General features: G+C 48.4%; 9 protein-coding genes. All 9 read left to right on the forward strand.

Annotated elements, in window-relative coordinates; translation table 11 throughout:
• The first annotated feature begins 43 nt into the window (after window positions 1-43).
• Window positions 44-1480 carry an ABC transporter substrate-binding protein gene (locus ACFPYJ_RS02060; RefSeq protein WP_379186383.1) on the forward strand — a complete coding sequence of 479 codons (1437 nt, stop codon included), beginning with the start codon at window positions 44-46 and terminating at the stop codon, window positions 1478-1480.
• 108 nt (window positions 1481-1588) lie between these two features.
• Window positions 1589-4564 (forward strand): extracellular solute-binding protein, encoded by a 2976-nt coding sequence (locus ACFPYJ_RS02065; RefSeq protein WP_379186384.1) that lies wholly within the window; start codon window positions 1589-1591, stop codon window positions 4562-4564.
• Between the two features lie 22 nt (window positions 4565-4586).
• Window positions 4587-5537, forward strand: a complete 951-nt coding sequence (locus ACFPYJ_RS02070; RefSeq protein WP_379186385.1) for a carbohydrate ABC transporter permease — start codon at window positions 4587-4589, stop codon at window positions 5535-5537.
• 14 nt (window positions 5538-5551) lie between these two features.
• The gene (locus ACFPYJ_RS02075) at window positions 5552-6415 is read left to right on the forward strand and encodes a carbohydrate ABC transporter permease (RefSeq protein ID WP_379186386.1); all 864 of its coding nucleotides are present in this window, start codon (window positions 5552-5554) and stop codon (window positions 6413-6415) included.
• Between the two features lie 10 nt (window positions 6416-6425).
• Window positions 6426-7850: an SMP-30/gluconolactonase/LRE family protein gene (locus ACFPYJ_RS02080; protein WP_379186387.1), complete on the forward strand. Its 1425-nt coding sequence runs from the start codon at window positions 6426-6428 to the stop codon at window positions 7848-7850.
• Window positions 7847-8494, forward strand: a complete 648-nt coding sequence (locus ACFPYJ_RS02085; protein ID WP_379186388.1) for a Yip1 family protein — start codon at window positions 7847-7849, stop codon at window positions 8492-8494. Before ACFPYJ_RS02080 ends, ACFPYJ_RS02085 begins: the two co-directional genes overlap by 4 nt.
• Before the next feature lie 9 nt (window positions 8495-8503).
• Window positions 8504-10744 carry a DUF5696 domain-containing protein gene (locus tag ACFPYJ_RS02090; protein WP_379186389.1) on the forward strand — a complete coding sequence of 747 codons (2241 nt, stop codon included), beginning with the start codon at window positions 8504-8506 and terminating at the stop codon, window positions 10742-10744.
• A gap of 2 nt (window positions 10745-10746) precedes the next feature.
• Window positions 10747-11616 (forward strand): carbohydrate ABC transporter permease, encoded by an 870-nt coding sequence (locus ACFPYJ_RS02095; RefSeq protein WP_379186390.1) that lies wholly within the window; start codon window positions 10747-10749, stop codon window positions 11614-11616.
• Window positions 11617-11638: 22 nt separating this feature from the next.
• Entirely contained in the window at window positions 11639-12625 is a 987-nt protein-coding gene (locus tag ACFPYJ_RS02100) for a carbohydrate ABC transporter permease (RefSeq protein WP_379186391.1), read from the forward strand.
• Window positions 12626-12653 lie beyond the last annotated feature (28 nt).

Raw genomic sequence — 12653 nt, forward strand, 5'->3', positions numbered from 1 at the left:
GTTGCGAATTCCAATTAAAAATTAGTTAAAGGGAGGCTTGAAAGTGGAGAAAAGGAATAAGGGCACTCAGCAATTGAAAACGGGAATGATTAAGTTTTTCGTAACTGCACTATCGGTAAGTTTGGTATTGACAGGCTGTGGGGGTACAAATGGGGAAAGTGGAACAAACTCAACAGACGCAAATAATACAACGAACACAGAAAAAGCAAACACAGACAATGCAGCCAATAAAGACGCAGGTGCAGTAAACAGCGATGCCGGCAAGGACAGCGGCGAGAAAGTAACGCTCGAATTCTGGGGTTGGCAGGGCAAATTCCAGCAGGATTTTACGAAAATCGTTATCAGTGAGTTCGAGAAGCTGCACCCGAATATCAAGGTGAAATACATTCCCGATCAAGGGGGAAATGATAAGCTAACAACTCTGATTGCCGGCGGTACACCTCCGGATGTAGGTATTCTCGATCGTTTTATGGTAGGTGCATGGGCGGCTAAGGGTTCCCTTGAGAAATTAACTCCCTATCTCGATACTGACAGCGAGGTAAAGGCAGACAATTATTATCCAGGCCCTTGGGCAGAAGCGAATTACAAAAATGATTTATATGCACTGCCGTTCAACACGGATAACCGGGTGATCTATTATAACAAAACCCTAATGAAAGAAGCGGGTCTTGACCCGGAAAAACCGCCAACCACCATTAGCGAGATGGATGCGATGGCTGAGAAAATATTCAAAAAATCAAGCAGCGGCGGCTATGAACAGGTTGGGTTTATTCCTTGGATGGGTCAAAGCTACTTGTATACGCAAAGCTGGAATTTCGGCGGAGAATGGACGAAGGGCGAAGAATTAACGCCAAACGACCCGCAAATCGTCAAGGCGCTCGAGTGGATGGTAGGCTATGCGAAGAAGTATGATATGTCCAAAATCAACAAGTTCAACGATGTCATGGGTAAAACGGGAATTAATCCTTTCTGGACCGGTAAAGTTGGATTTATGGTTGACGGCAACTGGATATTGAATGATTTGACCAGCAATGCGAAGGTCAAACCGACATTTGATTGGGGAGTCGCAATGATGCCGTCAGAGGATGGATATCCACAAACCACCTGGGCAGGCGGCCATTCATTTGTTATGCCGAAGGGAGCCAAGCATCCTAAAGAAGCATGGGAGTTTCTCAGATTTATAGGCGGACATGATGGTACACTGCTTTGGGCTAAGCGTGCGGATGCAGGAAACGATATTACTGCCATGCCGAAAGTGAATGAGGAAATTAAAATAACGGAAAATCCAAAGCTAAAGTTATTTGTTGAGATGATGAACAGTGCGCATTATCGCCCTGTTACCCCTGCTGGTCAAAAAATGTGGGATGAAACATTCCGCGTACAGGATCTAGCCTTGAATGGAAAAGGCGAGCCTAAGAAGCTGCTGGATGAAGTCAAGAAGAATGTAGATAACGAGCTCAAAAAACTGCAAGCCAAATAATTAAATTAGCCAAGAAAGGGGTAGGATTATGCTGCCCCTTTCCCATGCACGAAGCAAATGAAGAAAAGACGGCTAGAGATGAATTGAATGACAAAGAGGTGACGGTGCTTGAAATGGCGTTGGAATGATGCGTTGAAGTGGAAGAAAGTCATGCTTATATCGATCACTTTTCTTGTCTTTTCGGTAACCTTTGGTGAAAACCTTCAATCTTACGCCAGCGAGCGTTTACGGGACCGCAATCAGAATCAAGGTACTCCGCAGGCAGATATGGACCAGCTGTCCATCAACGATATTTTGCAGCCGACATATGGAAAAACGCTGGCTGCCTATGAGAAAGCGGGCTATAAGCCAGCCGCCGATCCGGATATTGTGATTAAAGCCGATCAGTATTCCGCATTCGGAGGCACGAAGCCGCCTTCGGAAACGGTCGAGGGTCGATCATCCGCTCTTGTATGGGCGAAAGATACCTCATGGATCGAATGGACGGTTGATGTTCCGGCGGAAGGGCTTTACAATCTGGCTGCCAATTACTACCCGATGGCAGGAAAAAGGCTGCCGATTCAGCGGGAGCTGCTTATCGACGGAAAAAGTCCATTCCGCGAAGCGCAGCGGCTTTATTTTTTTCGCAACTGGGCTGATCGAGGCGATCCAATACAGAACAACCAGGGTGATGATGTAAGGCCTAAGCAAATCGAAAAACCGCAATGGATGGAGCAGCCGATTTCCGACGGAAACGGTTTGTATCCGGGTCCTTTCCAGTTTTACTTGACTTCAGGCAAGCATGTCATTCGCATGAATTTTTTAATAGAACCGATGGCTATCGATGAAATCCGGCTGACGTCCCCGGGGCAGTTACCAAGCTACAGCGATATGCAGAAAACCTATAAAGAGCAAGGCTATGAGCCCGCGGCAAATATCAACGTGAAAGTACAAGCGGAAAACAATCCGATGAAATCCGATCCTACGATCCGCAGAGAATCCAATGGCGATCCCTTAATGGAGCCGGCAGGCGACGGAAGAATCCGGTTGAATGCATTCGGTGACTGGCGCTGGAGAAAAGGCGGTCAAAAGGCTTCATGGACGTTCTCGGTTCCAAAGGACGGGTTATACAAGGTCGGCTTGAAATTTGGACAATGGTGGGGCGATGGGCTTCCGTCTTATCGTCAAATTCTAATAGATGGGAAAGTTCCGTTCAAAGAACTGGAACTGTACCCTTTTAGCTACTCTCGAAACTGGCGAATCGAAACGCTGCACAAAGACAATAAACAAACTGGTGAAGCAGAACCGCTGCTCATGCATCTGACTGCAGGCGAGCATACGATTACGATGGTTGCCGAGGTTGGGCCGTACCAATCCATTATCGAAGATTTGACGGAGGATACGCAGAAGCTCTCGGATCTCTACAGGCGCATTATTATGGTCACGGGGCCGACACCGGATCCAAACTTTGAATACGAGCTCGGGAAGAAGGTTCCTAAGCTTATCGGGGATTTGAAGGTTATCGCAGACGATTTGATCGTCCAAATGAATGCGCTGAATGCCATTTCGGAGGATGAGCCAAGTACGGTGAACAGTCTGCGGATGATGAACCATACGTTCGAGAAAATGATCAGTAATCCCGATTCCATACCAAGGCAGTTGTCGGAGCTCAGCAACAGTCAAACCAGCTTAAGCACACTGCTGATGGGCTTGCAGAATGTACCGCTCGTTCTGGACTACCTGCTGATCAGCTCTCCGGATACTAAGTATCCGAAGGTCAAGTCGAACATTTTGCAAAAGTCCGTCAGCACGCTCAAGAATTTCGTGGCTTCCTTTACGAAAGATTATACAGGCGTCGGCAGTGTCTATGACAAAGGTGCGAGTGCGCCGGAGACAGGTCCCGTTATCGAGGTCTGGGTATCCCGTGGTAAAGAGTGGGCGGAAATCATGAAGGAAATGGCGGAAGAGGACTTCACACCCAAAACGGGCATACGCATCAATGTCAACACGCTTCCAGCCGGACAATTAAACTCGGGCTCCGTCAATACGCTGCTGCTTGCGGCAAGTTCCGGTAAAGCGCCGGATGTGGCAACAGGCGTCGATGCGCATTTACCTGTCGAATTTGCGATACGGGATGCTTCTGTAGATTTAACGCAGTTCCCGGATTATGAAGAAGTGAGCAAACGGTTCCTGCCGGGCTCGCTGATCCCTTTTCAATACAATGGAGGGAGCTACGCACTTCCCGAAACACAGGATTTCAACGTATTGGTTTACCGCAAGGACATCTTGAAGGAGCTCGGCGTTAGCGTTCCGCAGACATGGGATGAGGCGTACGCCATGCTGCCTATCCTGCAGCAGAACGGGATGCAGATGTTCTATCCGATCTCTTCCCTGGGCTTCATGCCGTTCCTCTATCAGAATGGCGGAGAGTTCTATCAGAAGAACGGAACGAAGTCGGGGCTGGATTCTCCGGAAGCCTTCCAAGCCTTCACGGAGTGGACGGAGCTGTATACCAATTATAAATTCCCGGTAACGGCGAACTTCTTCAACCGGTTCCGTACAGGGGAAATGCCGATCGGGATTTCCGATTACCTTACTTATGTGCTGCTCTCCACGGCAGCTCCTGAATTAATCGGCCGATGGGGCGTAGCACCGTCGCCTGGGCATAAGAAAGCTGACGGCACGATTGACCGCACGAGCGGAGGGGCTGTCCAATCGGTTGCCATCTTCAAGCAATCGAAGCATCAGAAGGAAGCTTGGGAATTCCTGAAGTGGTGGACAAGCACAGAGAGTCAGGTTCAGTTCGGTCAAGAGCTGGAGGCTCTGCTCGGTGTTGAAGCCCGCTGGAATACGGCGAATATGGAAGCCTTCTCGCAGCTGCCTTGGCCGGAGGATGATCTGAAGGCGCTGACCGATCAATGGAAGTACTACAAAGAGCAGCCTTATGTGCTCGGCGGATACTTCACGGCACGTAATATTGATAATGCCTGGAACCGCGTTGTTCTTGGAGGCATGAACATAAGAGAATCGCTGGAGCAGGGAATCAAGGATATTAACAAAGAGCTTGAAGCCAAACAAAAAGAATTCGGGTTTCTCCCGAATTAGAGGCGGCGGAAGGAGGAGCGGTATGCAAAGCAGCGTGGAAGTGAAAAGTCCGCTTCAGCTGACATCACAAAAGGTAAGTCGGTTTAAATTGACTCAAGCGGGGAAAAGGGCTGCGCTCGGTTACTTGTTTCTCAGCCCTTTCCTCATTCTCTTCATCGTCTTCACGGTTATTCCGGTCGTTCAGTCCGTCTATCTCAGCTTCACCTATTACAACATGCTTCAGCCGGCGAAATGGGTGGGGCTATCGAATTACAGCGTCTTATTCCTGGAAGACGACATCTTCATCAAATCGCTTAAAAATACGTTTATCTTTGCCGTCATCGCGGGCCCGCTGAGTTATTGCTTATCCTTTCTGCTCGCATGGGTGATCAATACGCTGAAGGCGAAGATGGTCTTCTCGCTCGCCTTCTATGTACCGTCCATTACGAGCGGTATCGCTTTATCGATCGTCTGGCTTTATATTTTCTCCGGCGACCGCTATGGATTATTGAACAACTGGATGCTGAGCTGGGGCATGATCAGCGAACCCATCCTTTGGACGGCAGACCCGGATACCATTATGCCGGTCATTATTATCGTTTCTCTCTGGATGAGCATGGGAACCGGCTTCCTGGTGTTCCTTGCAGGGCTGCAGAATGTATCGCCTGAGCTGTATGAAGCCGGATCCATCGACGGGATATCAAGCCGGTTTCAAGAGCTGTGGCATATTACCCTGCCACTTATGAAACCGCAGTTATTGTTCGGCGCGGTCAATGCCATCGTGGGTGCTTTTGGGGTGTTCGATATTGCCGTGGCAATCTCCGGTATGCCAAGCCCTAACTATGCGGGACACACGATTATCTCGCATCTGTTCGATTATGCCTTTATCCGGTTCGAGCTCGGTTATGCATCTGCTATTGCTGTCTTCCTGTTTTTCGTGACACTCGGCTTAGGCCGAATCGTCATGAGATTATTATCGTCCAAAGAACAATAAGGGGGCCAAAGGACGTGACGATAAACTATACGAAATTTGTTGCCCGCTTCAACAGGGGATTGCTGTACGCGTTTATGATCGCTTTGGTCGGATTTACGGCCTTGCCTATCATTTATATGATCTCAACGGCTTTCAAACCGCTCGACGAGCTGTTCCTTTACCCGCCGAGATTCTTCGTGCAAAAGCCGACCTTGCGCAGCTTCTTCGACTTGCTGACCGCTACGGACAGCTCGGTCGTTCCTTTCTCACGCTACATTTTCAACAGTCTATTCGTCTCAGTAGTGATTGTGGCAGCCAGCTTGATTGTGTGCAGCTTAGGCGCTTATGTATTATCCAAGTTCAGGCCGCCGGGCGCAGGCTTCATCTTTGCAGTCATCCTGTCTGCCCTGATGTTCTCGCCGCAGGTAACTCAGATTCCGACCTACATGATTGTATCCAGCCTGGGTCTGGTCAATTCGTATTGGGCGTTAATTCTGCCGAAGATCGCGGTGGCCTTCAATATCTTCCTGATGAAGCAGTTCTTTGACCAAATTCCGGATGCTTTAATCGAGGCTGCACATATCGACGGCGCATCGGAGTGGACGATCTTCTGGCGGGTTATTATGGCGGTGAGCAAGCCGGCCTGGGCAACGTTAATCATCTTCTCCTTCATTGGGAACTGGAATGATTATTTCTCGGCGCTTGTGTTCACCACAAGTGAAACGATGAAGACGCTGCCGCTGGCGATTCAAACGCTTGCAGGTGGTCCGGGCGTTGTTGCGCGGTCAGGCGCGCTGGCTGCCGGTACGTTCTTAATTACTCTTCCGCCAATACTAATCTTTCTTTTGTTTCAAAAATTGATTATGAATACGATGGTTCATTCCGGGATCAAATCATAGGGGGGCGGACATGATGTACAAACGAATTACTGCGGGCATCATCGGCTGTCTGCTGTTCCTTATCGGCAGCATACCCGTCTATGCGCTCCCGCAAATGTCCTATACGCTTGATCCGATGTACGGTTATAAAATTCCGATCCCACTTACATATACGGTAGACAAGGTAGTCCTTGATATAGGCAATCCCGGCTTAAATAAACCGAGTGACCTGTTTATCGATGATAAGGGGCTCTTATATATTGCCGACACGGACAATAATCGGATCGTGAAATTGAATACAGACGGGAAGGTACTGGGTATCTTCGGGAAAGAACAGGGAGTCGAGCTTGACCAGCCAAGCGGAATCTTCGTCGATCAATTGGGCGATATGTTCGTTGCCGATACGGGGAGCGGCAAGGTCATTCATCTCTCTCCGAAAGGCGAGTTCGTCGAAGAATTCGTCAAGCCGGAATCGACTCTGCTGAGTCCGGACTTGGAATTTGCCCCGGATAAAGTCATCATGGACCGGCGCGGTTATTTGTACGTGCTGAACAAGAATGATTACAGCGGCTTTATGATGATTGATGCGCTGAACCGGTTTCGCGGCTATATTGGAGCCAACCGCGTTCCATTCGACTGGAAGAAGCTGCTTATTCGATTATTGGCGACGCCGGAGCAAAGGGAGCAGCTGAACAATGCGGTGCCTCAGCAAAACTCCAATTTGACGATGGACAACAAAGGCTTCATCTATACGCCTACAGTTCTGATTGGCAGTGATCAGATTAAGAAGTTCAACGCGATGGGCGAGAACATCTACAAGAAGGCTTTCTTCGGTGAATCCTCCATCGACAGCGGAACACTGGAGCTTCCTTATTTCGTCGATTTGGCTGTCGATCAGTTTGGTGTTGTGAATGCACTCGACGCGATGTCGCGTAAAATCTACCAGTACGATCAGGAAGGGAATCTGCTCGCAGTCTTCGGCGGTCAAGGCGATGTGAAGAGCCGGTTTGAATACCCGACCAGCATCGTCATCGATAAAGCAGGCAAGATCTACGTGCTGGACCGGGATCGGAACAACATACAGATTTTCCAGCCGACGCGATTTGCAGAATTGATCCATCAGGCCAGTCAGCTTCATTTTAACGGACGTTATCAAGAGGCCTTGGCACCTTGGAAGGAAGTATTGAAGATTGATGAGAACTACCCGCTTGCCCATCGCGGCGTGGCGAAAGCGCTCATGAAGGAAGAAAAATGGAAAGAGGCCATGAAGGAGTTTAAGCTGGGTGAGGATCAAGAGGGGTATTCACTTGCCTTTGCCGAGTACCGGCATGACTTGATGCGCCAATATCTAGGCTGGATCATCATTGCAGCTGCTCTGCTTATTTATGTGGTGTATCTCATTGTGAAATTTATGATCCGCGTCACGAACACCGTCATAAGGAGGTATGGCTATTGAACAGAGCGGCGGTAATGAAACAGTCCGGGCTGCGGTCTCTGCGGCTTGGAGTAGCGATACTTTTCCATCCTGTGGACGGCTTTGAAGAGCTGCAAAAAAACAAAAACCTGGCTTCGGCATTCGTGCTGATTCTTCTGACCCTATGCGTCAGAATCGTAACGATCTATATGACGAGCTTCCATATCACTTCCCTTCAGCCTAAGGATGCCGATCTGAATTTGGAATTAATCCGCTTCGTGATGCCTTTAATATCCGGGGTTCTCGCTTGTTATTTGATTACGGCGATTATGGACGGAGAGGCTTATTTCAGCCAAATATTGACGGCTATGTCGTATGCCTTAATTCCTTATATCGTGTTCTCAATCCCTCTGGCTGCAGTCTCCCTCTTCCTCTCAAGAGGCGAGATCGGTCTGTATAACAGCATCAACCTTATTATTTGGTTATGGGTCGCCCTGCTCATCTTCATTCAGTTGAAGGTGCTCAATGATTATTCCTTTAAGAAATCGGTCGGGGTCCTTCTCTTGTCCATCTTTGCATTTATTATCTTCTGGGGGACCGTCGGGCTCGTCTTCGCCTTGACGAATCATGTCCTGCAATTTGCACGTGAAATCTTCGTAGAAATTCGATACTTACTGGAGAATTAAGGGGGTACCATGATTACGAGAAAAGCCAAACGATGGATGTACTATATAACCGTCAGCTTAATCTTAGTAGTGCTCGTTCTCTTGGCTTTACCCTCCCTGCAAAGAGCCATTGAACGAGCGCAGCAGGAGATCAAACCGAAAAACGGAGCCGTGGAGGCTGCGGCTGATACGCCGGCAGAGGATGTGCAGCCCCAAAACCTAGGCGAATACGAGAAAGTAGCGGAAACAGACCGCCTCGAGCTTCTGTTCCGTTCCTCGGATTCCGCCATCGTGGTGAAGGATAAGAGCAATGGGTATAAGTGGGAATCGGCGGTCCCGCTCAAGGATGTAAGCGCTGACGGGAATGAACTGTGGACAGCCAGCAGTCAATCGATTTTTCACCTGACCTTCACGGATCCCAATTTGCCTGCGATGGAAACGCAGGAAACGAATTCCGTTGTTGAACAGCCGAAGATGAAGGCGACTTCTCTGGATAACGGGATATCCGTTCACTATGACTTGCCAAGACTGCAAATCAGCTTCGATATGAGCTTTCAATTGAAGGGCAACAGCCTAGAGGTGACGGTTCCGGGCAAATCGATCAAGGAATCGAAGAATAACTGGTTAATGGCGATTGCTCCGCTTCCGTTCTTCGGAGCGGCAACCGATAAGGATCAAGGGTATTCCATTTATCCGGACGGCCCTGGAGCGCTGTCGACCTTTAAGTCGAACCATCCGACTTATTTGAATCCTTACCGGGCAAGCGTATACGGCGCGGATACGATCACTTTCAACAATTACAAACGGGAACAGAATGCGATGCTGCCGATCTTCGGTCTGAAAGTCAATGAAAATGCTTTTCTCGGGATGATCACGCAGGGTGAATACGATGCGAACATTCTCTACTCGCCAAGCGGTTATTTGATCAACTTGAACCGCGTGTCCTCGGAGCTTATCTATCGGCGCGAGTATGAAGCGGTGAAGAAGGACGGGAATTTGACCAAGAAGCCGGAGAAGAATGTGCTGCGCGAGGATCATACGATCCGGTATGTTTTCTTCAGCGGCAATGAAGCCGATTACAGTCATATGGCCTCAGCCTACCGGGAATATCTGATCAACGAGCAGGGCGTCCGTTCGCATATCAAGAAGGATGATCCGATTCCGTACGGACTTGATATGCTCATGGGCATTAAGAAAAACCAGATTTTGTTTGATCATTTCATTCAGACAACGACCTACCCGGAGGCTCAGCAAATCATGGAAGACTTGAGCAAACAGGGGGTAAAGTCCATTTCCGCCAATCTGCTGGGCTGGACGAGAGAGGGATACTTGGAATATCCATCCGGGTATACGCCATCCGCGAAATTAGGCGGATTAAGCGGGCTCAAGCAGTTAAGCGCTTTTACCAAAGCAAATAACTATCAATTATTTCTGCAGGACAATTATGTCGAGGCCTGGAAGGGAAGCGACGGATTTTCCACACGCAGCGACGTCGTTGTTGGAGCCAATCATTTTGCCGTCACAGATCGTTACAGCGAACTCTTTTACTTAAATGCAGGCAAGCAAAATGAGCATTTTCAAGGGAAGATTCTTGATCCGCTCCGCAAACTGGATATTACCGGCATTAACTTCGACGGTATCGGGTATCAGGACTACTACGATTACAATGACGATTACCCGCTGACACGCGAAGGAACAGCCAAACAATGGGTTGAGATGATGGATAAATCAATCAAGCAGTTCGGCAGTGCAGCCTCGATCGGAGGCAATGGATACAGCTTAAAGAACTCCTCCCGTTTGTTCGGCATTCCAATGGAGGACAGCGGCTACTTCTTTACCGATGAAACGATTCCTTTTTATCAAATGGCCGTGCATGGACTGATCCCTTACTCGGGCGATCCGCAAAATTTATTTTATGATCCGCAGCTGCAGTACCTCAAAATGGTGGAATACGGGTATATGCCTTACTACCAATTAACGAAGAATTACTCTGAGGAGCTTAAGGACACCTACTACAGCGACCTGTTCAGCTCTGCTTATGACAACTGGGCGAATCAATCGGTCCAGCAGTACAAAGAGATGAATGAAAAGCTGCAGCCGGTCTGGTCTCAGGCTATGAAGGAGCACCGCAAGCTGCAAAAGGATGTGTACGAGGTCGTGTATGAAGACGGCACTCGCGTCATTGTCAATTATTCACCGCGTGAGGTCAGGGTCGAAGGCGATCATATTGTACCGGATAAAAACTTTATCGTAGTGCCGAAGGGGGGATAAGCATGAGAGGGCAAAAGATGGGTCTGGAAAAAAAGAAAATGCTGGCAGGTTATGTTTATATCGCACCTTGGGCGATCGGCTTTGCATTGTTTATGCTCTATCCCTTAGTGTACTCCCTTTGGCTTAGCTTCCATGAGGTTGTAGGCGTCGGTAACTTTGAGCTGGAGTCTGTCGGCTGGGGCAATTTCAACAAGGCGTTTGTCTTGGATACACAGTTTATTCCTCTGTTTATCTCGGTCATTCAAGATGCCGTCATTAATACGCCGCTTATTATCGTGTTTTCGTTGTTTATCTCGATCTTGCTGAATCACAACATCAGAGGACGTGCGTTCTTCCGGGCGGCATTCTTCCTGCCCGTACTGATCGGCTCCGGCCTTGCCATGCAGCAGCTGCTGTATGCCGGTGTCGGCAAAGATACGCTGGTCAATGGAATCGGTGTTCCTGATGAAGTGTTTCTGTATATGGGACCCACGTTCTCCCAGATCGTCTTTGATATGTTAAGCAGGCTTACTGTGATTTTCTGGAAGACAGGCGTGCAAATCCTGCTCTTCCTGGCCGGTCTGCAGGGTATTTCCCTATCGCTGTATGAATCGGCAAGATGCGATGGAGCAACGGAATGGGAGATGTTCTGGAAAATCACTCTGCCGCTCATTACGCCAATCATTCTGCTGAATCTGGTTTATACCTGCGTGGATTCCTTCACGGATATCAACAACCGGATGATGGTTTATATCAAAGACACCGCCTTTACCAATATCGAAATGGGTTACGCTTCGGGTATGGGTTGGATTTATTTCTTGTTTATTTTCCTTCTGCTCGTGCTCGTATTTGTTTCTACCCGACGCTTTATCGTTTATACAGGTGAAAAATAAGAGATAAGGAGGTGTTCACCGTATGAAGTCGATTCCGATTTCAAAGTCCAAGCAGCGCATAGCCGTTAAGGAAACAAAGGCCAGCAGCAAAGCAATTGCTTTAAGGAATAATAGCTTGTTAAGCCGAATCGGGAGTAAAAGCCGTTGGTTTGCGTTAATCTATTGGATTTTCGTTTATGTTATCTTGATAGATTTGGCTTTCGTATTCCTTTATCCATTTATCTATATGATTACGACATCCCTTAAACATCCGGTGGATCTGATGGATTTTACGATCAAGTGGATTCCGAAGAGTCTAGCGTGGGAAAATTTCTATTACGGGATGAAGGGGCTGCAATTCTGGTCCCATTTCAAAAATTCAGCTCTGATTTCCATCCTTAGCGTAGTCGGTCAAGTCTTATCCTGTTCCTTTGTTGCCTATGGTTTCGCCCGGATCAAATTTCCGGGGCGTGAGGTACTGTTCGTCTTATGTATGTTCACCATGATCATTCCACCGCAGACGATCATTGTTCCTTTGTTCATGCAGTACAAGACAATAGGATGGCTCGATAGTGTGCTGCCGCTTGTTATTCCTGCATTCTTCGCCAATGGGCTTAGGGGAGCGTTATTCATCTTTATCTTCCGCCAGCTGTTCCGGGGGCTTCCATGGGAGCTCGAGGATGCTGCGCGTGTGGATGGATGCGGCAGCTTCAAGGTATATTGGAAAATTATTTTGCCGCTTACCCCGCCTGCTATCGTAGTAACGACGCTGCTTTCCTTGGTTTGGCATTGGAATGATTTCTTCGAGCCCTCTATTTATCTTACATCCGAAGAGAAATTCACTCTGCCGATGATGCTTCCAAGGCTCTATCAGTCTCTTGATACCTTAACGGGAAGCAGCTTTGAAGTATTCAGTTTACCTGTCGTTATGGCCGCAACTTTCTTTGCTTTGGTCCCCATGCTTCTTGTTTATCTTTTTCTTCAGCGGTACTTCATTCAAGGTGTGGAGCGTTCCGGGCTGGTTGAATAGGCTGCGGAATGCGGAGCTTGGCAGTTCA

This window comes from Paenibacillus solisilvae, from assembly GCF_042656405.1.
GTDB classification, from domain to species: Bacteria; Bacillota; Bacilli; order Paenibacillales; family Paenibacillaceae; genus Paenibacillus_Z; species Paenibacillus_Z solisilvae.